This window comes from Polynucleobacter sp. MWH-Braz-FAM2G (assembly GCF_018687635.1).
In the GTDB taxonomy this organism is placed as follows: Bacteria; Pseudomonadota; Gammaproteobacteria; order Burkholderiales; family Burkholderiaceae; genus Polynucleobacter.
The window spans coordinates 264,103-282,078 of record NZ_CP061300.1; the positions used below are offsets into that span (position 1 = coordinate 264,103).

At 44.8% G+C, this 17,976-nt stretch carries 23 protein-coding genes; 12 read left to right on the forward strand and 11 right to left on the reverse strand.

Annotated elements, in window-relative coordinates:
* The first annotated feature begins 88 nt into the window (after nucleotides 1–88).
* The 4 genes from FD973_RS01395 to trmB are packed head-to-tail and all read left to right on the forward strand — an operon-like array spanning nucleotide 89 to nucleotide 3,207.
* A complete protein-coding gene (locus FD973_RS01395; protein ID WP_215323874.1) occupies nucleotides 89–934 on the forward strand; it encodes an undecaprenyl-diphosphate phosphatase in 846 nt (281 codons plus the stop codon).
* A gap of 24 nt (nucleotides 935–958) precedes the next feature.
* Nucleotides 959–1,411 carry a DUF2721 domain-containing protein gene (locus FD973_RS01400; protein ID WP_215323875.1) on the forward strand — a complete coding sequence of 151 codons (453 nt, stop codon included), beginning with the start codon at nucleotides 959–961 and terminating at the stop codon, nucleotides 1,409–1,411.
* Between the two features lie 53 nt (nucleotides 1,412–1,464).
* Nucleotides 1,465–2,400, forward strand: coding sequence for a UDP-glucuronic acid decarboxylase family protein (locus tag FD973_RS01405; protein WP_215323876.1), 936 nt, complete (start codon nucleotides 1,465–1,467; stop codon nucleotides 2,398–2,400).
* Nucleotides 2,401–3,207: a tRNA (guanosine(46)-N7)-methyltransferase TrmB gene (gene trmB / locus FD973_RS01410; protein WP_215323877.1), complete on the forward strand. Its 807-nt coding sequence runs from the start codon at nucleotides 2,401–2,403 to the stop codon at nucleotides 3,205–3,207.
* Nucleotides 3,208–3,236: 29 nt separating this feature from the next.
* On the opposite strand, the gene FD973_RS01415 is transcribed toward trmB, so the two are convergent.
* The 4 genes from FD973_RS01415 to ribBA form a co-directional block, all read right to left on the reverse strand.
* Nucleotides 3,237–4,709 (reverse strand): NAD-dependent succinate-semialdehyde dehydrogenase, encoded by a 1,473-nt coding sequence (locus FD973_RS01415; RefSeq protein WP_215323878.1) that lies wholly within the window; start codon nucleotides 4,707–4,709, stop codon nucleotides 3,237–3,239.
* Between the two features lie 111 nt (nucleotides 4,710–4,820).
* A complete protein-coding gene (gene nusB, locus FD973_RS01420) occupies nucleotides 4,821–5,324 on the reverse strand; it encodes a transcription antitermination factor NusB (RefSeq protein ID WP_215323879.1) in 504 nt (167 codons plus the stop codon).
* A 5-nt stretch (nucleotides 5,325–5,329) separates the two neighbouring features.
* The gene (ribH, locus tag FD973_RS01425; protein WP_215323880.1) at nucleotides 5,330–5,842 is read right to left on the reverse strand and encodes a 6,7-dimethyl-8-ribityllumazine synthase; all 513 of its coding nucleotides are present in this window, start codon (nucleotides 5,840–5,842) and stop codon (nucleotides 5,330–5,332) included.
* Between the two features lie 36 nt (nucleotides 5,843–5,878).
* Nucleotides 5,879–7,009, reverse strand: coding sequence for a bifunctional 3,4-dihydroxy-2-butanone-4-phosphate synthase/GTP cyclohydrolase II (gene ribBA, locus FD973_RS01430; protein WP_215323881.1), 1,131 nt, complete (start codon nucleotides 7,007–7,009; stop codon nucleotides 5,879–5,881).
* Between the two features lie 155 nt (nucleotides 7,010–7,164).
* Here ribBA and FD973_RS01435 point away from each other — a divergent pair, with 155 nt between their 5' ends.
* From FD973_RS01435 to FD973_RS01460, 6 genes are read left to right on the forward strand one after another with little or no spacing between them, the layout of a single operon-like run.
* Nucleotides 7,165–7,461 (forward strand): type II secretion system protein, encoded by a 297-nt coding sequence (locus tag FD973_RS01435; RefSeq protein WP_215323882.1) that lies wholly within the window; start codon nucleotides 7,165–7,167, stop codon nucleotides 7,459–7,461.
* A gap of 1 nt (nucleotide 7,462) precedes the next feature.
* Nucleotides 7,463–8,038 (forward strand): hypothetical protein, encoded by a 576-nt coding sequence (locus tag FD973_RS01440; RefSeq protein ID WP_215323883.1) that lies wholly within the window; start codon nucleotides 7,463–7,465, stop codon nucleotides 8,036–8,038.
* On the forward strand, nucleotides 8,038–8,367 hold the full coding sequence (locus FD973_RS01445) for a hypothetical protein (protein ID WP_215323884.1): 330 nt from the start codon (nucleotides 8,038–8,040) through the stop codon (nucleotides 8,365–8,367). Before FD973_RS01440 ends, FD973_RS01445 begins: the two co-directional genes overlap by 1 nt.
* The gene (locus tag FD973_RS01450; RefSeq protein ID WP_256442836.1) at nucleotides 8,360–8,929 is read left to right on the forward strand and encodes a GspH/FimT family pseudopilin; all 570 of its coding nucleotides are present in this window, start codon (nucleotides 8,360–8,362) and stop codon (nucleotides 8,927–8,929) included. The genes FD973_RS01445 and FD973_RS01450 overlap by 8 nt, the downstream gene beginning before the upstream one ends.
* Before the next feature lie 17 nt (nucleotides 8,930–8,946).
* Complete coding sequence (gene ribD, locus FD973_RS01455) at nucleotides 8,947–10,065, forward strand: bifunctional diaminohydroxyphosphoribosylaminopyrimidine deaminase/5-amino-6-(5-phosphoribosylamino)uracil reductase RibD (protein WP_215323885.1); 1,119 nt, start codon at nucleotides 8,947–8,949, stop codon at nucleotides 10,063–10,065.
* Nucleotides 10,066–10,082: 17 nt separating this feature from the next.
* Nucleotides 10,083–10,700, forward strand: coding sequence for a riboflavin synthase (locus FD973_RS01460; protein WP_215323886.1), 618 nt, complete (start codon nucleotides 10,083–10,085; stop codon nucleotides 10,698–10,700).
* A 6-nt stretch (nucleotides 10,701–10,706) separates the two neighbouring features.
* Here FD973_RS01460 and queC read toward each other — a convergent pair whose 3' ends face one another.
* The 7 genes from queC to tolQ all read right to left on the reverse strand — a co-directional run bounded on the left by queC (nucleotide 10,707) and on the right by tolQ (nucleotide 16,108).
* Nucleotides 10,707–11,447 (reverse strand): 7-cyano-7-deazaguanine synthase QueC, encoded by a 741-nt coding sequence (gene queC / locus FD973_RS01465; RefSeq protein ID WP_215323887.1) that lies wholly within the window; start codon nucleotides 11,445–11,447, stop codon nucleotides 10,707–10,709.
* 18 nt (nucleotides 11,448–11,465) lie between these two features.
* On the reverse strand, nucleotides 11,466–12,197 hold the full coding sequence (gene ybgF, locus FD973_RS01470; RefSeq protein WP_215323888.1) for a tol-pal system protein YbgF: 732 nt from the start codon (nucleotides 12,195–12,197) through the stop codon (nucleotides 11,466–11,468).
* Nucleotides 12,198–12,701, reverse strand: a complete 504-nt coding sequence (gene pal / locus FD973_RS01475; protein WP_215323889.1) for a peptidoglycan-associated lipoprotein Pal — start codon at nucleotides 12,699–12,701, stop codon at nucleotides 12,198–12,200.
* A gap of 149 nt (nucleotides 12,702–12,850) precedes the next feature.
* Nucleotides 12,851–14,161 carry a Tol-Pal system beta propeller repeat protein TolB gene (gene tolB / locus FD973_RS01480; protein ID WP_215323890.1) on the reverse strand — a complete coding sequence of 437 codons (1,311 nt, stop codon included), beginning with the start codon at nucleotides 14,159–14,161 and terminating at the stop codon, nucleotides 12,851–12,853.
* A gap of 3 nt (nucleotides 14,162–14,164) precedes the next feature.
* Nucleotides 14,165–14,983 (reverse strand): cell envelope integrity protein TolA, encoded by an 819-nt coding sequence (gene tolA / locus FD973_RS01485; RefSeq protein ID WP_215323891.1) that lies wholly within the window; start codon nucleotides 14,981–14,983, stop codon nucleotides 14,165–14,167.
* Between the two features lie 25 nt (nucleotides 14,984–15,008).
* The gene (gene tolR / locus FD973_RS01490) at nucleotides 15,009–15,428 is read right to left on the reverse strand and encodes a protein TolR (protein WP_215323892.1); all 420 of its coding nucleotides are present in this window, start codon (nucleotides 15,426–15,428) and stop codon (nucleotides 15,009–15,011) included.
* Between the two features lie 23 nt (nucleotides 15,429–15,451).
* Complete coding sequence (gene tolQ, locus FD973_RS01495) at nucleotides 15,452–16,108, reverse strand: protein TolQ (protein ID WP_215323893.1); 657 nt, start codon at nucleotides 16,106–16,108, stop codon at nucleotides 15,452–15,454.
* Nucleotides 16,109–16,184: 76 nt separating this feature from the next.
* Here tolQ and glyA point away from each other — a divergent pair, with 76 nt between their 5' ends.
* Both glyA and nrdR read left to right on the forward strand, forming a co-directional pair.
* Nucleotides 16,185–17,429 carry a serine hydroxymethyltransferase gene (gene glyA, locus FD973_RS01500; RefSeq protein WP_215323894.1) on the forward strand — a complete coding sequence of 415 codons (1,245 nt, stop codon included), beginning with the start codon at nucleotides 16,185–16,187 and terminating at the stop codon, nucleotides 17,427–17,429.
* A 27-nt stretch (nucleotides 17,430–17,456) separates the two neighbouring features.
* Entirely contained in the window at nucleotides 17,457–17,903 is a 447-nt protein-coding gene (gene nrdR / locus FD973_RS01505) for a transcriptional regulator NrdR (protein WP_215321463.1), read from the forward strand.
* Nucleotides 17,904–17,976: the final 73 nt, after the last annotated feature.

Consider the following 17,976-nt stretch of genomic DNA (forward strand, 5'->3'; position numbering starts at 1 on the left):
TTTAAGGCTAATTTGCTCAAAATGCATATTTGGATACTATTTTGCCAAATCCCTAATATTGCTCTCATATGCCTATAAAATTTGGTATATGGATCTCATTTTATTATTTAAGGCAGTCATTTTGGGGGTGGTAGAGGGACTAACGGAGTTTTTGCCGATCTCTAGTACTGGTCACCTAATATTGGTGGGGGATTTGCTGAATTTTAATGATGATCGAGGGAAGGCCTTTGAGGTCATTATTCAGTTCGGTGCCATTTTGGCTGTTTGCTGGGAGTTTCGCCAAAAACTTCTGAAAGTAGCGACCTCTTTTTTTTCAAGCCCTGAGTCTCGTCGTTTTGTTCTGAATTTACTTATTGCCTCTATTCCGGCAATGGGTCTAGGTTTCTTATTTGGAAAGCACATCAAGGCGGTGCTGTTTGCCCCAATTCCGGTGGCGAGTGCATTTATTGTTGGCGCATTCATAATTATTTGGGCTGAACGGCGCCAGCAAAATCGAGTAGATGTTTCAAGCCTTATTAAGACTGTTGACGATTTAACAGCTGTAGATGCGCTGAAGGTGGGTTTGGCGCAATGTGCGGCTTTAATACCAGGCACCTCTCGATCTGGAGCGACCATTATTGGTGGGATGTTATTTGGCCTTCCTCGTGCTGTGGCAACAGAATTCTCTTTCTTCTTGGCGATACCGGTCATCGGTGGAGCAACTGCGTATGAATTGCTCAAGTTATGGAAGGCGCCAGTAGCTTTCTCAGGAGACTTTGCATTGGCGACCATTGTTGGTTTTGTGGCCGCTTTTATTTCAGCATTTGTATGCGTTCGGTGGCTAATTCATTATGTAGCTCATCATAATTTCATTCCATTTGCCTGGTATCGCATAGCTTTTGGTTTGTTGGTATTGGTCACTTCATTTAGTGGCTTGATTGCTTGGTCACATTAATAAAGAACTAGTTTAGGACTTGTCATGGATGCATCAATAGACGCAATTACCAATAATATTCAACTAGCTTTAGCGCCAGTGTTTTTATTAACAGCAGTCGCCACTTTGATCAATGCGATTTCAGGGCGTCTAGCACGATCAGTAGATCGTATGCGGTCGATTCGAACAGCTATAGAAGATGGTCTAGTGAAAGATCCAGTTCGTCTTGATCACATGAATAAGGAGGCTGAAGAAGCTAAAGTGCGAGGTCGACTTTGTACTGCAGCAATCTTCTTTGATGTGTTGAGCGGTGTTTTTATTTCACTAACAGTATTGGAGCTATTTTTCTTTCAGGCTGGCGCTATACGTTCTTTGCAAACTACTTATGTGATTTGGACTTTTGTGCTGGGATTGCTTTTTTTTATGACCTCTCTTTCAATTGTCTTGGCGGAGGTAGTCTATGCTTATCGCTCTGCTGGTTGGAATGCCCCTCATTAAGCTCATTACCCTTTTACGCTGACATTTAAATTAACTAATAAATAAGATTAACTATGAACAAAATCCTTATCACTGGTGGCGCAGGCTTCTTAGGCTCGCATCTTACCGAGAGACTCCTTAATGAAGGTGAGGATGTTTTGGTAGTGGATAACTACTTCACTGGTACTAAAGAAAATTTAGCACATTTATTGCCCAACCCCCGCTTGGAGCTCATGCGTCATGATGTGACTTTTCCGCTGTATGTAGAAACGGATCAGATTTATAACCTAGCCTGTCCAGCTTCCCCTGTTCATTATCAGTATGATCCTGTGCAAACCACTAAAACTAGTGTGCACGGTGCGATTAATATGCTTGGCTTGGCCAAGAGAACTAGGGCGCGTATTTTGCAAGCCTCTACGAGTGAAGTCTATGGCGATCCCGAAGTGCATCCTCAGCCCGAGGAATACTGGGGCAAAGTGAATCCCATTGGTATTCGTTCATGCTATGACGAGGGCAAACGTTGTGCAGAAACCCTTTTTTTTGATTACAACCGCCAACATGGTCTAGATATCAAAGTGGTGCGGATTTTTAATACCTATGGACCGCGTATGCACCCCAATGATGGGCGTGTAGTGAGCAACTTTATTGTGCAAGCTTTGCAAGGCAAAGACATCACTATTTATGGCGATGGTCAACAAACGAGAAGTTTTTGTTATGTAGATGATTTGATTGATGCGATGGTCAAAATGATGAACTCCGAAAAGGGCTTCACTGGGCCTGTCAATATTGGCAATCCGGGTGAGTTCACTATGTTGCAATTAGCTGAAGCTGTTCTAAAGCTCTCAAATAGTAAGTCGAAAATTATCTACCAAGCATTGCCTTCTGATGATCCTAAGCAACGTCAGCCTAATATAGAACTTGCCAAAGCAAAGCTAGGTTGGCAACCAAAAGTTAACTTAGAGGATGGTCTAAAAGAGACCATTGCTTACTTTAGGAAGGTAGTCTGCTAGATGGTGAGCGCCAGCTCGACCTCTTCTGAGAAAGGTTTTGAGCGTATTCGCTCTTTTGTATTGAGGGCTGGTAGAACTACAGCTGGGCAGCAACGGGCCATTGAAGAGCTAGGCCCTCAGTTCATGATTTCTTATCGAGCATCCACTCTTGATTTGGTTGAAGCGTTTAATGGCTCGAGAAAACCAAAAATCTTGGAGATCGGTTTTGGCATGGGCGAGACTACAGCCAAGATTGCTGCCTTAAGAGCAGAAGATGATTTTTTAGCTATCGAGGTTCATCTGCCTGGGGTTGGTGCTTTATTAAAGCTGATCGGCGAGAATCAACTTACTAATTTAAGAATCATTCGCCATGATGCTGTAGAGGTATTGGAGAATATGCTCTCTCCGGATTCTTTGGATGGTATTCATATTTACTTTGCGGATCCTTGGCATAAAAAACGTCACCATAAGCGGCGCTTAATTCAGGCAGAGTTTGTCAAGCTGTTGGTATCCCGATTGAAGTCCGGCGCTTATCTGCATCTTGCAACGGATTGGCATAACTATGCCGAGCAAATGCTGTTGGTATTGAATGCTGAAGCTTCTTTGCAAAATACATCTAATGAGTTAGTGAGAGTAGAAACTTTCACCAAAGAGGATATTGCAATCTCTGGAGGGTTCTCTAATGAATTTAAGCCCACTCTTGAGCAATTACATAGCCAGCATGCTGGCTATGTAGAAAAGCCTGCTTATCGACCATTAACTAAGTTTGAAAATCGCGGTATCAAACTAGGTCATGGTGTTTGGGATTTGGTCTACAAGAAAAAATAAGCAATATAAAAGTAAGTTACTTGGCTTATTTATAGGCCAATGCAAACATATTTCATCTCGAGGTATTCATCCATGCCAAAGACGCTGCCTTCGCGTCCAAGTCCTGATTGTTTGATGCCGCCAAAAGGCCCAACCTCATTAGAAATTAATCCGCTATTTACCCCAACGATGCCATATTCAAGGGCTTCGGCCACTTTCCAGATGCGACCGATATCTCGGCTATAGAAGTAGGATGCCAAACCAAATTGACTATTGTTAGCGAGCTTGATGACTTCTTCATCGCTTTCAAAAGGAATGATTGGTGCTACAGGACCAAATGTTTCCTCATAAGTAATCAGCATATCCTTAGTCACATTAGCCAAAATGGTTGGCTCATAGAAATTTTTGCCTTGGATTCTTGCTTTTCCGCCAGTAACTAATTTTGCACCTTTGCTAATCGCATCAGCAACATGCTTTTCTACTTTTTCAAGAGCAGCAGTTTCTATTAATGGGCCTTGGGTAATGCCAGACTCCATTCCATTGCCCACCTTAATAATAGAAAGCGCTTTGGTAAATTTTTCCACAAACAAATCGTGTACTTTTTTGTGAACATAAAAACGGTTTGCGCAAACGCAGGTCTGGCCAGAGTTTCTGAATTTTGAAGCCATTGCTCCGGTGACGGCAGCATCAATATCTGCATCTTCAAACACAATGAATGGTGCGTGACCACCAAGCTCTAAGGCTAGTTTTTTGACGGTTGGCGCACACTGCTCCATGAGAATACGACCCACCTCAGTTGAGCCTGTGAACGATAGATGACGCACAGTTGGAGAAGCGCAAAGAGTTTTACCAATCGCAATGGATTGGCTTGCGTCAGCAGTCAAAATATTAATCACGCCGTCAGGGATACCAGCACGTTTTCCTAGCTCAGCTAAAGCTAAGGCGGATAAGGGGGTTAGTTCGGCGGGCTTAATGACAATCGTGCAGCCTGCTGCAAGCGCAGGCGCGATTTTGCGTGTGATCATAGCGATCGGAAAATTCCATGGCGTAATCGCTACACATACACCTATTGGTTGCTTTAAAACCATGAGGCGCTTATCGCTCCAGGTGCTTGCAAGGATGGAGCCCTCTACACGTTTTGCTTCTTCTGCAAACCACTCCACAAAAGATGCCCCATAGACTACTTCGCCCGCCGCTTCGGCTAAAGGCTTGCCTTGCTCGAGCGTCATGAGGGTTGCTAGGTCTTGGGTGTTTTCAATAATGAGATCAAACCATTTGCGCATGATTTGAGCGCGTTCTTTGGCCAATTTATTGCGCCATGCTGGTAGTGCTTTTTCAGCAGCGGCGATGGCTAATTCAGCATCATGGGTTTCAAGGTTTGCTACAGCGGCAATGACATCGTCCGTCGCTGGATTAGTCACTACGAATGAGTTTTTAGACTTTATCCATTTTCCATCAATAAAAGCCTCTTCTTTGAAAAGAGTGGCATCTTTTAATTGACTGCGAATATCTACTGTACCCATGATTTTTTACCCCGATATAGATGAAAGTCATTTTATCCTTCAATGAGCAAGAAAGCCTCGAAGCTTTTAGGGCTTAGAGGCTTTAGTTTTAGGCTGAAATTGAATCGTTACTTAACTTGATTGGGTCTCCGCGGTACGTAACTTTTGCGCAAGTAGGTCTAAAACGCCATTGACGTACTTGTGGCCATCCGTGCCACCAAATGTTTTAGCCAGCTCTACCGCTTCATTGATGGCTACTTTGTAGGGAACCGAGAGGTCGACAGCTAGCTCATATACCCCTATGAGAAGTGCAGCATGCTCTACAGGGGAGAGTTCATTAATAGGACGATCTAAAGCCGGAGTGATGATGGCTTCTAATTCATCGGTACGGGCTAATACGCCGTCAAAAATCCCCTGAAAGAGATCTAGTTGGCAACGACGAAATGCTGGGTCTTCAGCAAGCTGTTTAGCGATTGCAGCACTATTTGGGATGCTGCCAGCGCGCCGCATCACTAAGCTTTGATAGACCCCTTGTAAGGCATACTCTCTGGCGCGACGCCGTGGGGTCAGTGAGCGTTTTGGAGCAGGCTTAGTTTCCTTGCTTGCCTGAGGGGTAGTATGGTTTTGGCTAGACATGCAAATTATTCTTCGCTCGAGTTAATTTCAATATCGATATCAGGGGTTAAGGCTAGAGCAAGATTCGCCATCTCCACCACAGCTTGAGCGCATTCAGCGCCTTTTACTTGAACGCGGGCATGAGCCTGCTCATCTGTGTCGCAAGTTAATACACCGTTAGCAATTGGTAATCCTGAATCAATTGAGATGCGGGTAATACCGGCAGCGGATTCATTGGAGACCAACTCAAAGTGATAAGTTTCGCCACGGATCACTGCTCCAAGAGCAACCAAGCCGTCAAACTCGCCAGTCTCTGCTAATTTTTGCAGGGCAAATGGAATCTCCAGTGCACCAGGGACAGTAACTAGCTTAATGTCCGCTTGCAAAACCCCAAGGGAAAGTAGTTCGTTAATGCAGGCATTGGTTAAGGCAACACAATGATCTTCATTGAAACGCGCTTGCACGATGCCTATACGTAGATCTTGACCATTTAGGTCTGCTTCAAGAACGCCTACAAAATCATTCGTTGAGTTGGTCATGTCAATTTTCTTAAAAATTATTTAGATCTGTGAGATTTAAGGGGTGTAAGGTTTGTAACCTGTAACTTCGAGCTTATAGCCAGATAGACTTGGTACAGGACTTGGATTAGCAAGTAAGCGCATTTTGCCTACGCCAATATCTTTTAAGATTTGTGCGCCTATGCCATAACTTCTGAAATCTGTTTTTCTGGTTAGCGGTTTCTTAGCCTCATCTTGCGACTGATTCAGTTTTTGAAACTGGACTAACCAATCTTGACCATTGGGGGCGGCGATGCCAGATGCGTTGAGGAGCACTGCTACCCCAGCAGGCGAAGAGGCAATTTGCTCTAGAGCTTTTGCCAGCGGCCAAGAATGAGTACTCACATTCGAATCCAGAAAATCTAATACGGTAACTGGCTCATGAACACGCACCAATGTTTCTTGGGTCTCAGAAGGTTTGCCGTGAATGAGAGCGACGTGCATGCAAGAGCTCGGAGTGTCGCGATAAACGATGCCTTGGAATTTTCCCCAGGGTGTAATGAATTCGCGAGAACCTTCACGAACCACAATGCTTTCATTTTGGCTGCGGTACTGAATCAGGTCGGCGATACTGCCAATTTTTAGTTGGTGCTCTTTTGCAAACTCTAGAAGATCAGGAAGGCGAGCCATACTGCCATCATCTTTCATGATTTCGCAAATGACCGAAGTGGGTGAACATCCAGCCATGGCAGCTAAATCGCATCCTGCCTCTGTATGTCCCGATCGAATTAATACGCCGCCTGGTTGAGCCATCAATGGAAAAATATGACCAGGTTGAACTAAATCATTTGGTTTAGCATTTGGTGCAACTGCTGTTTTGATAGTCAATGCACGATCTGCAGCTGAGATGCCTGTAGTCACTCCGCTAGCCGCCTCAATAGACACCGTGAAATTGGTTCCCATCGATGTGCCGTTATCTCTCACCATTAGGGGGAGATTTAGTTGTTGGCAGCGCTCACGAGTTAAGGTTAAGCAGATGAGTCCACGACCATGTTTTGCCATGAAATTTACGGCATCTGCAGTCACATGATCAGCCGCCAAGACTAAATCGCCCTCGTTTTCGCGATCTTCTTCATCCACGAGGATCACCATTTTGCCGGCACGGAGCTCAGCAATAATTTCTTCGGTGGAGGCAAGGTTATTTGGCATAGCCCTCTATTTTAAGCGCAGGAACGACTTGTTGTTCGCTACTACCCCAATATCGCAAATTTCTGACAGTAAGAGCTTTGGAGAGGAGTTTTGAGAATGAACTCTACCGTTGAAAATAAGGCATGTCAGATCAAAAACCCCTTAATGGAAGTTTCATGGCTATAAATAGCCAGGGTTTCATTTTGCTTGAGGTTTTGGTGGCTATGAGCATGATTTTGGGGGTTTGGATTGCATCGGTGGGTATTTATCACCGCTTAGCTTTCAACCTGGTAAAGCAAGAAAGCAAAAGGTCGCAACTCAGAAAGGAAATGGATACCTTTGAAATACAAGAACAAGTTAGGGCTAATCTTGATTTATCTATCAAAGGTCTAAGCAATGACATTGCTCGAGTGTCTGATCGGAATCGCTCTATGCGCACTGCTACTCAATCCATTATTAAGAACAAGCGCTGATTTGGTTATCAAACAAATTGAATATGAAAAAACACAGGCACTGATTTCAGAAGCAGATCGCGCTTTTGAATTGATTGGTCGTGCCATTCGTATAGCGGGCTATCAAAACTTGAAACCCTCAGAATCATTGAAGTCTACTTCAGGATCTAAAGAATCAAGCGTTGATTCATACCTGCAAATACAAAAGGGAGGGGGATATAAAAATTCTGATTCACTTACTATTCAATACGAATTATCAAATGGCGTTGACTATGATTGTATTGGCAATGTAATTACTAAGGAGCGCACTAGGAATCATTTGGCACTCCAAGGATTTTTAGTAAATCATCAAGCAGGAATTCCAAAAGGACAAAAAGTAAATGGTGGTTCACTGATATGTCAATCGCTTGATCGTCAGGGAAAAATCCAAAACACTAGTTTAATGAATGGCATCAATGGGTTTTTTATTGAAGAAGTAAGCCCCCCGCAGGCCCAATCAGTCAAAGGTCAGAAGCTCTTTAGGATTAAGTTAAAAATGACCGATGGAGCAAAGTTAAATCTAGACTTTGAGCGCAGTTTTTCAACCCGGAATCTCTGATGATTTTAGCGTGGGTAATTTCACTGCTATTGTTATGTACTGCCTTAGTCGCGCATTTAGAGAGGCTAAATGCAATACGCATAGTAGAAGTAGAAACGTTGACAGTAGCTCAGCAACATTTCATCGCTGCAGAAAAAGCTGTGCTTGAATGCGAACAAAACATTACTGCGCTCTCTAATCTAAAAGAGAATAGTTGTTTTGTTCAGCCCGCAGGAAAAAATCGTTGGCTTATCTCTAGTAAAGAAAAGCCAACGATTCAGATTGGTGTTGTCATAGATGATAAGACGGGTATAGCTAGACGTTTCAATTGGCGCCAAGCATTTGATTAAAAGCCAAAACTCAAGCTCAATTCGGCAATTAGGTTTTAGTTTGCTAGAGCTTATGGCGGTAATCTTAATTATTGCGATTATGGCCATGATGACTATGCCATTATTGCAAGAGCAAATCGCCGCTCGAGAAGTGGAAACGATTGCTAGAAGATTTATTGCTCATGCTCAGTTTGCCCGTCAACAAGCTCTATATTTGGGTCAATCGGCGCATATCGTGCCTAGATCCCAAGATCAATGGGAAGCTGGATGGATTGTTCAAAGTGGATGTATTGGGAAGTCGGTAAAAGCAGCGTGTACTAGCAGGCAATGGTTCTCACAGGCGAGCATTGAACCCGTTTACTTTAAGGGCGGAGGTAAGCAATTTATTGATCCAAACTCAGGCAAAAAGGGGATCCTTTTTAATGCGGCGGGAGCGGCTAAAACGGCTCATGGTGGATTTGTGGCCAATCGCTTAATTTTGGGCCACCTGAGAGTTCCTAGCATAGAGCGCCAAATGATTTTGGGTAGTGGAGGGCGTTGGCGCATCTGTAATCCAGCATCTGATGCGAAGCGTTGCCATTGAATGGTTTAATAGACCCTATGTATAACGCAGCTGACCATCAGTTCATGGGCGAGGCCTTGGCCGAGGCTCAAAAAGCACTCTACCTATCAAATCCTAACCCTAGAGTGGGTTGCGTGATTGTTAAGGGCGGTCAAGTGATTGGTAAGGGGTTTACTCAAAGGGTTGGGGGTGCTCACGCAGAGGTGCAGGCCCTAAGTCACGCAAAAGCTCTTGGTAATGATGTAGCCGGTTCAACCATCTATGCGACCCTTGAACCATGTAGTCATACTGGAAGAACACCGCCTTGTGTTGATGCCTTGATCGAGGCAAAACCTGCTACCGTATTTGTTGCCATGTCTGACCCTAATCCCTTAGTCGCTGGCAAAGGCTTAGAGCGCTTAAAAGCGGCTGGAATCAAGGCTCATTGTGGTCTGATGGAGTTGGAGGCGCGTGCACTAAACCCAGGTTTTATTTCTAGGATGACACGAGGACTACCTTGGGTGCGCATGAAAATTGCCGCAAGCTTGGATGGCAAAACGGCTTTGCCTGATGGTCGCAGTCAGTGGATCACAGGACCACTTGCAAGAGCGGATGGGCATCATTGGCGTGCGCAAGCGTGCGCCATTCTAACGGGAGTGGGTACTGTCAAAGAAGACGATCCCAGTCTAAATGTTCGGGATGTGCAAACTGAGCGTCAGCCTTGGCGTGTCATTGTGGATTCGAAATTAGAAACGCCATTGACTGCAAAAATTCTAAAAAATGTAGAACAATCTGGTGTCATCATTGTTTGCGCCAATCTAGAAAGCCCTGAAATCGAGCTGAAGGCTAAGGCATTAAGAGAGAGGGGGGTAGAGGTGATTGCAATGGCAAATGCATTTAGCAAAGTCGACCTTCCTCAATTATTTTCTTATCTCGCAAAAGATCGTGAAATGAATGAGATTCATGTTGAGGCGGGTTTTAAGTTGAATGGCTCTTTACTTCGAGAAAATTGCGTAGATGAACTTCTGTTGTATTACGCACCATTTTTTATGGGTGAAGGTATTGGTATGGCCAATATCAACCCTTTAAGCTCTTTAAATAACAGACAAGATTGGAAACCTATTGATCAAACCCTGTTTGGATCTGATCTTCGAATGCGTTTAATTAAAAATAGTTAAGAACTAAAATCCCGCTTATGTTTACTGGAATCATTACTGCAGTTGGTCAAATTAAAAGCACTCAAGTAAAGGGTGATGGCCTGCATTTGGAGGTTGAAGTACCTGCGGGTTATTTAGATGATGTTGCCTTAGGCGACAGCATTGCTATTCAGGGTGCTTGCATGACAGCAACTCAACTGAATGACTCTAGTTTTTCTTTGGACATTTCACGAGAGTCACTCAATAAAACGGTTGGCCTAGATAAAGTCGGACCGGTTAACCTTGAAAAAGCCATGCGCTTGAATGATCGTTTGGGCGGGCATTTAGTTAGCGGACATGTAGATGGCGTTGGTAAGGTTGCGCATTTTGCTCAAGTAGCGAATGATGCTTATGGATCTTGGTTGCTTCGTATTGAGGCGCCAAAAGAGTTAGCTCAGTACCTAGCTTATAAAGGCTCTATTGTTGTCAATGGAGTATCACTCACAGTCAATCAAACTGAGGACACACCAATTTCATGCATTATTGATATCAACATCATTCCACATACTTTGCAGAACACAACACTAGGTAATTTAAAGGTAGGTGATGCTGTGAATCTAGAAGTGGACCTTATCGCACGCTACGTTGCGAGAATGATGGAAGTGCAGCCAAAATAATTTGAATTACTTTTTTTGATAGCGAGTAGGATCACTCACATTAGCTTGTTTAAAGCCCGCTTGCCTTAAGCGACAAGATTCGCACTCACCACACGCCTCACCTAGGTCATTTGCTTGGTAGCAAGAAACGGTTTGCGAGTAATCAACGCCTAAAGTGTTTCCTAGTTGAATGATTTCTGCTTTAGTAAGGTTAATAATGGGTGCGTGCACCCTAAAGCGATTCGAATCATTAATGGCCTCTACACCAGCTTTAGTTGCAAGATTAGCCATCTGCTCAAATGAGGCAACATACTCTGGGCGACAGTCTGGATAGCCTGAATAATCCACCGAATTTGCGCCATAAAAAATATCAAGACCACCCAAGGATTCAGCCCAGCCTAATGCGAGGGATAGCAGAATCGTATTGCGTGCAGGCACATAAGTAATTGGAATCTCTTGATCATTGCTTGGGGTGGTGGGAACTGCAATAGATGAATCAGTTAGCGCTGATCCACCAAATCTTGTAAGGTCTAAGTTCACCACTTCGTGACGAGCCACCCCAATTTGTTTTGCAATATGTTTGGCTGCCGCTAGCTCTGATGAGTGGCGTTGACCGTAGCCTACTGAAAGGGCATAAGGCGTGTATCCCAGATCTTTCGCCAAGGCCAGAACAGTGGTTGAGTCGAGTCCACCAGAAAACAGAATGACTGCAGGGGCTCCAGGCTTGCGAGGGGCAAGTGATGTAAATGCTGCAGACAAATCGGGCATGGGTTATTTATTGCTAAATTATTTTGTACTACTCATCAACTGCTGCGCTTCTTTAGCGGCTTCAGTGTCTGGATATTTGGCAATGATTTCGCTAAATGTTTTTTTGGCCGCTGTTTTGTTGCCACTTTCTAATTGAGAATTTCCCAAAGTCACCATGGCTGCAGATATCCGTGGATGATTTGGATAAAGCTTAATTAGACGCTGGAGTTGACTGATAGCACCTGCATAATCCTTGCTAGCGTATTTGCTATTACCGCCCCAATACAGCGCGAGAGGTAAATAGGGGCTACTGGAATATTTGGCTACGAAAGCAGAAAAAGCCTGATCAGCCTTTTTTAAATTACCTGCCTGAAATGCTTTTAATGCATCGTCATAAGCTTTCTTTTCGCCAGGCTGTACTGTGCCACTCACGCCCTCAATGGTGATGGTGCGTGGTTCAAAATTACCCAAGCGTGTATCAAGATCTTGGTAGTACGTTTTTTGGCTGGCGTTGATATCTTCGCCTTGCTTTTCAAGTTCTTCTACTTTGCCGCGTAGCTCGGCATTCTCGGCTTTGAGCTTATCTATTTGTCCTTGTAATTCCAGCTGGGTCGTAGCTAAGGACTTACGCAGATCCAAAATAGCCTTGCGTGCTTCATCGTCAGAGAAAAGAGCCCAAGCGCTGGTTGATGTACTTAAGCAAATTAGGGTGGCACTTAAACAAAACGCTCGTGAGAGCGTTTGTTTGATTGAGCTTGAAGACATCATCATTTAGTTGGTGATATAAACAATATCTGCGCGACGATTCTCTGCCCAGGCGGCCTCGTTGTCACCCTCAGCCTTTGGTTTTTCTTTGCCAAAACTGACAGCTTCCATTTGATCATCGGAAACACCCATCAAGTTCAATGATTTACGAACGGCATCTGAACGACGTTGGCCGAGTGCTAAGTTGTACTCAGCAGTACCGCGATCATCCGTGTTTCCTTGAATGATGATTTTCTGTTTTGGGTTGGCTTTGAGATAGCTTGCGTGCGCAGATAACATCTTTTGATATTTAGTCTGAACGGTGTATTCATCAAAACCAAAGTAAACACTCTTTTCAAATAGTGGGCTCTTCGGATCATTCCAAGGTTGGGAACCAAAGTTACCATTGCCACCACTGCCGTTGGCGCCATCCACGTCATCTAATTTAACGCTTGAGCAAGCAGCCAGTACGAGAGCTGTAGCGCTAATTAAGGCCAATGTTGCTGCACGACGTGCGATAGAAATCTTCATGATCTTTCCTTTTTCCTACAAGCCAAATGACAAAACTAGTTACTGAGACGCTCCAAAGGAGCTAATTAGTAATATTATGCCCCCAAGAACATCAAAAATGACTTTTTGAGCTCCTAAAGGGGCTTTGAGGGATAAGTTCGATCCAGGCCTTAGTCCATAAATGGACCCCAAGAAGGCTGACGAACGTCATATCCTGGAATGCTCAGTACCTGTTTAGAATTTCCGTCTACTGAAACTGCTGCAAGAACGCGTTTGCCACCTACTTTAGTGGAGTAGAGAACGTAGCGACCATTTGCGGCAAAAGAGGGGGATTCATCACTAGTGCCATCGGTAAGAGCCTGAGCATCCCCTGTAGCTAAATTCAGAATGTAGAGTCGATAGGCGCCGCCAACGTTGGCAATATATGCCAAATATTTTCCATCTGGCGAAATACGAGGCGACGTGACGAATCCTTGTTTAAAGGTAACCCGTTTCACTCCCTCTGCTTGCTCGCCTTCAGCGCTCATTCGATAGATTTGAGGGTTGCCGCCACGATCACTAGTGAAATAGATGTAGCGACCATCAGCAGAGTACTGGGGTTCAGTGTCGATCGTATTGCCGCGTGTTAAGCGATGCAAACCTGTGCCATCGGCATTGATTCCATAGATCTGAGTATTCCCGTCTTTGGAGAGTGAGATGGCGAGCTTTTTACCATCGGGTGACCATGCTGGTGCACTGTTATTGCCCTTTTGATTGGAGAGCGATATGCGACGACCCGTAGCTAGTTCATGCACATAGATTACTGGTTTGCGATCTTCAAAAGAAACATAAGCCACTTTTTTGCCATCGGGTGACCAAGATGGCGAGATGATCGGCTCGCTACTATTCATAGCGTTGCGGATATTTTGGCCATCGGCATCAGAGATAACGAGGCGATAACGCTTACCGTCTTTGATGACATAAGACAGGCGGGTGGAGAAAACGCCACGTTCACCGAGTAACTTTAGGATGATGTCATCAGCGATCTTATGGGCCACTGCACGTAAGTTATCTGCGCTGGAGTTGAGGTTTAAGCCCCCAAGACTTTGGGATTTGCGAATATCAAACAGTTTGTAATGAATCTCAAATTGAGATCCTCCAGTCTGCACCACTGAACCCACTACGAGAGCATCGGCACCTCGCGCCGCCCAAGATTTGTAATTGGGGGTGCCGTCATCACTTTCAACTGCATTGCCATTTTCAGTATTTTTAAAGTATCCGCTGCGTGCTAAGTCTTGCCGAATGATTTCTGTAACGCTAGTCGGTAATTTATTTTCATCCTTAAAGCGCATCACTGCGATTGGGTAGAGTGACTGACCTACACCAGTGATTTCAATATTCATCTGTGCAAGTGCAGGTGTCGCAAAGCTGATACATACGGCAATAACTACCAAGCTAAAAGAGTTCAGTGGCGCTAACAATCTTTTTGCAGTTTGCAACATGCATTAATCCTTTGGTTTAAAGGTGAGTTTTACTTCGCGTTGAGGAATTTTGCCATTGTCGTCTTTTGGCAGACTCTCTGCACGAGAAAGAGCGAGTAATACCGCCCGATCCCAACTGGCATTGCCACTAGATGACTGAATACTAGTGCTCAAAATAGCTCCATCTGGCGCAAGATTTACCAAGATGACGGCTGCAGGATTTCCGCTGACCGATTCTGGGTTAAAGACGATGAGTGGCTTTACTTTTTTAATGACTTTATCAGTCCACCCTGGCGGAGCATTACCTCCTCCACCGACACCACTGCCAACCGTGCCTCCACTTCCACCCTCAGCTCCAGCAGCAGCGCGCAAGCGTGCCAACTGATCCGCACGCGCTTTTTCTGCTGCGGCATTCGCTTTAGTTTCAGCGGGAGACTGGGCCTTTGGAGCTTCAGTTTTTTTCGGCTTCTCTGGCTCTTTTTCTTTGACCTTCTCCTTTGGTGGAGGAGGTTTTGCAGCTTTGGACGTTTCTTTTATTTCTTTCTTTGGAGGCTCTTTCTTAACTTCCTTTTTCTTGATGGCAATGTCAGCGGCTTCTTCTTTAACTTCCGTTTTGACTTCAGGTTCAGGTGGTGCCTCAACTTGAGGTGCGGAATCCCAAAGCTCCACTTCAACACCAGAAGAAGTTTTGTTATTCCAATTAATGCCAACCATGAGCAAGGCAAGCAACCCCAAATGCGCGATGAGTGAAAATGTAAACGCGCGCTTGGTACTCTCTTGTTTTGTGTATTTGCCTCGCTTAAATGGCGAGAAGCGTGGTTGAAAAGTAGGGGCGCTATTCATAAAAATGAAGATTGACCGTTAGACCTTATTGGGTCTTGACTGCAAGGCCAACGCGCTTGACACCATTCTCTTTGAGTTTGGACATGACATCCATCACGGTCTCGTATTTGATCGATTTATCTGCTGCAATCACGATTGGTTGATCAGCAGATTTTTCTGCTTGCGATCTTGCGAAAGTACCAAGTTCAAATTTATTCAGTGTTTGCGTGGGATCACCATCTTTTCGAACGATGACATTTTCATTTGCATCAATCGTTAAAAACACGGGTGGTAGAGTTTGCACTTTGGCGCCACCCACGGTTGGTAGATTCACTACGCCAGGATTTACCATTGGAGCGGTAACCATAAATATCACCAGCAATACCAACATCACATCGATATAGGGAACGACGTTGATGTCGGACATTGCCCGACGTTTATTTTTTCGTAACGATGATGCGGCCATAATTTTTTCGCTTATTGGTCCAATTAACGCCCTGCAGTTTGGCGCTGCAAAATATTAGTGAACTCTTCAATAAAAGTTTCGAAGCGAATGGAGAGGCGATCTACATCAGTCGCTGCACGGTTATAGGCAACCACAGCGGGAATAGCCGCAAACAAACCAATCGCTGTAGCAATAAGCGCTTCAGCAATACCAGGAGCTACTGCAGATAGAGTTGCATTCTGGACATTTGCTAAGCCACGGAAGGAGTGCATGATTCCCCAGACAGTGCCAAAAAGGCCAATATAAGGAGAAACTGAGCCAACAGATGCCAAAAAGGGGAGGTTTGCCTCAAGCAGGTCCATTTCTCGTTGGTAGGTAGCCTTCATCGCGCGACGGGCTGCATCAATTTCCCGTACTTTCATGAACTCTTGCATGCCAGCCTCGAAAATATGCTCTAAAACCGCGTCACTGCGGGTATTGCGTTGAGCAGCTTCCAAAAGGGTATGGAGGTCTCCACCAGCCCAAAAGTCACGCTCAAAGCGGTCAGTATCCTGTCTTACCCCACGTAGAACCGCTGTTTTCTTGAAAATGATGGTCCAAGAGGCAATTGACATCCCTAGTAATAACAACATTACCAACTGTACTAATAGGCTGGCATTGAGGACTAGGGATAGGAATGAGAGGTCTTGTGTAGAGGTCATGGTGGATTTTGTATGATGTAGGTTGATTTTACTAAGTTAATTCACTAAGCAATCCAACTTCATCAGGATTATCACCATGTTTGACCGTCAAAATACTTTAGCCAAAACCGACCCACAATTGTGGGAAGCCATTCAGAACGAAAATAAGCGTCAAGAAGACCATATTGAATTGATTGCTTCTGAAAACTACACCTCACCAGCGGTGATGGCAGCCCAAGGCTCCCAGTTAACCAATAAATACGCTGAAGGCTATCCAGGTAAGCGCTATTACGGCGGTTGTGAATTCGTGGATGTTGCTGAGCAATTGGCAATTGATCGCGTGAAGGCTTTGTTTGGCGCTGAAGCAGCAAACGTGCAACCCCATTGTGGCGCATCTGCTAACCAAGCAGTATTTTTGGCTTTCTTAAAGCCTGGCGATACCTTTATGGGCATGAGTCTGGCCGAGGGCGGGCACTTGACTCACGGCATGGCTTTGAACATGAGTGGTAAGTGGTTTAACCCTATCGCTTACGGCCTCGATAAAAACGAAGAAATTGATTACGAGCAAATGGAACGTTTGGCTCGTGAACACAAGCCAAAATTAATTATTGCTGGCGCATCCGCTTACTCTAAGAAAATTGATTTTGAGCGCATCAGCAAATTAGCCAAAGAAGTGGGCGCGATTTTCATGGTCGACATGGCTCACTACGCTGGATTGGTTGCGGCAGGTGTTTATCCAAATCCAGTGCCTCATGCGGACATCGTTACCTCTACTACGCATAAAAGCTTGCGCGGACCTCGTGGTGGCATCATCTTAATGAAAGCTGAACATGAAAAAGCCATTAATTCAGCCGTATTCCCTGGTTTGCAAGGCGGCCCTTTGATGCATGTGATTGCTGCTAAAGCAGTCGCATTTAAGGAAGCGGCTGAACCTAGTTTCAAGGAATATCAAAAGCAAGTGGTAGCGAATGCAAAAGCACTCGCGGAAACTTTGATTGAGCGCGGACTTCGGATTGTTTCTGGAGGCACTGATTCTCATGTGATGTTGGTGGATTTGCGTGCCAAGAAAATGACTGGCAAAGAAGCTGAACGTGTCTTGGGCGAAGCCCATATCACTTGTAATAAAAATGGTATTCCGAATGATCCAGAAAAACCTATGGTGACCAGTGGCATTCGTTTAGGTTCCCCTGCCATGACAACTCGTGGCTTTAAAGAAGCTGAAGCCAGACAAGTTGGAAACTTTATAGCGGATGTGTTGGATAACCCAAATGATCCAGACAATATCGCTAAAGTGCGTGCGCAAGTTGCCGAACTTACTAAACGTTTTCCTGTTTACGGTTAAGCAACTGGCTTAAAGAAAGAGGACTCATTGCGCTGCCCTTTTTGTCATAACGAAGACACCCAAGTACTCGATACTCGGGTGTCTGATGAAGGCGATACTATTCGCCGCCGCCGCCGTTGTGCAAAATGCGATAAGCGCTTTACGACTTATGAGCGTGTAGAGTTAGTGCTTCCGGCTATCGTCAAAAAAAATGGTAGCCGTGTGGAATACAGTCACGATAAGTTAGCTAGCTCGATCAAGCTAGCATTGCGCAAACGACCAGTCTCTTCAGACTCCGTGGATGAATCGATTGCCAGGATTGAAGAAAAGCTTTTGAGTCTGGGGGAGAAAGAGATCCCAAGTGAGCGCGTGGGCGAACTCGTGATGCGTGAACTCAAGCGCCTTGATAAGGTTGCCTATATTCGTTTTGCTTCTGTTTATCGAAGCTTTGCAGATATTGAATCTTTTGAGAGCGCTCTTAAAGAGCTTAAGTAGTTTCACTTCACAAACCCCCTGCAGCACTTTTTAAAGACTATTTCATGGATGTGGGTTCTTGATATATACTGTA

Coding starts and splice junctions, on each gene's coding strand:
- FD973_RS01395 (WP_215323874.1), top strand. CDS start 89: ATGGATCTCATTTTATTATTTAAGGCAGTCATTTTGGGGGTGGTAGAG.
- FD973_RS01400 (WP_215323875.1), top strand. CDS start 959: ATGGATGCATCAATAGACGCAATTACCAATAATATTCAACTAGCTTTA.
- FD973_RS01405 (WP_215323876.1), top strand. CDS start 1,465: ATGAACAAAATCCTTATCACTGGTGGCGCAGGCTTCTTAGGCTCGCAT.
- trmB (WP_215323877.1), top strand. CDS start 2,401: ATGGTGAGCGCCAGCTCGACCTCTTCTGAGAAAGGTTTTGAGCGTATT.
- FD973_RS01415 (WP_215323878.1), bottom strand. CDS start 4,709: ATGGGTACAGTAGATATTCGCAGTCAATTAAAAGATGCCACTCTTTTC.
- nusB (WP_215323879.1), bottom strand. CDS start 5,324: ATGTCTAGCCAAAACCATACTACCCCTCAGGCAAGCAAGGAAACTAAG.
- ribH (WP_215323880.1), bottom strand. CDS start 5,842: ATGACCAACTCAACGAATGATTTTGTAGGCGTTCTTGAAGCAGACCTA.
- ribBA (WP_215323881.1), bottom strand. CDS start 7,009: ATGCCAAATAACCTTGCCTCCACCGAAGAAATTATTGCTGAGCTCCGT.
- FD973_RS01435 (WP_215323882.1), top strand. CDS start 7,165: ATGGCTATAAATAGCCAGGGTTTCATTTTGCTTGAGGTTTTGGTGGCT.
- FD973_RS01445 (WP_215323884.1), top strand. CDS start 8,038: ATGATTTTAGCGTGGGTAATTTCACTGCTATTGTTATGTACTGCCTTA.
- ribD (WP_215323885.1), top strand. CDS start 8,947: ATGTATAACGCAGCTGACCATCAGTTCATGGGCGAGGCCTTGGCCGAG.
- FD973_RS01460 (WP_215323886.1), top strand. CDS start 10,083: ATGTTTACTGGAATCATTACTGCAGTTGGTCAAATTAAAAGCACTCAA.
- queC (WP_215323887.1), bottom strand. CDS start 11,447: ATGCCCGATTTGTCTGCAGCATTTACATCACTTGCCCCTCGCAAGCCT.
- ybgF (WP_215323888.1), bottom strand. CDS start 12,197: ATGATGATGTCTTCAAGCTCAATCAAACAAACGCTCTCACGAGCGTTT.
- pal (WP_215323889.1), bottom strand. CDS start 12,701: ATGAAGATTTCTATCGCACGTCGTGCAGCAACATTGGCCTTAATTAGC.
- tolB (WP_215323890.1), bottom strand. CDS start 14,161: ATGTTGCAAACTGCAAAAAGATTGTTAGCGCCACTGAACTCTTTTAGC.
- tolA (WP_215323891.1), bottom strand. CDS start 14,983: ATGAATAGCGCCCCTACTTTTCAACCACGCTTCTCGCCATTTAAGCGA.
- tolR (WP_215323892.1), bottom strand. CDS start 15,428: ATGGCCGCATCATCGTTACGAAAAAATAAACGTCGGGCAATGTCCGAC.
- tolQ (WP_215323893.1), bottom strand. CDS start 16,108: ATGACCTCTACACAAGACCTCTCATTCCTATCCCTAGTCCTCAATGCC.
- glyA (WP_215323894.1), top strand. CDS start 16,185: ATGTTTGACCGTCAAAATACTTTAGCCAAAACCGACCCACAATTGTGG.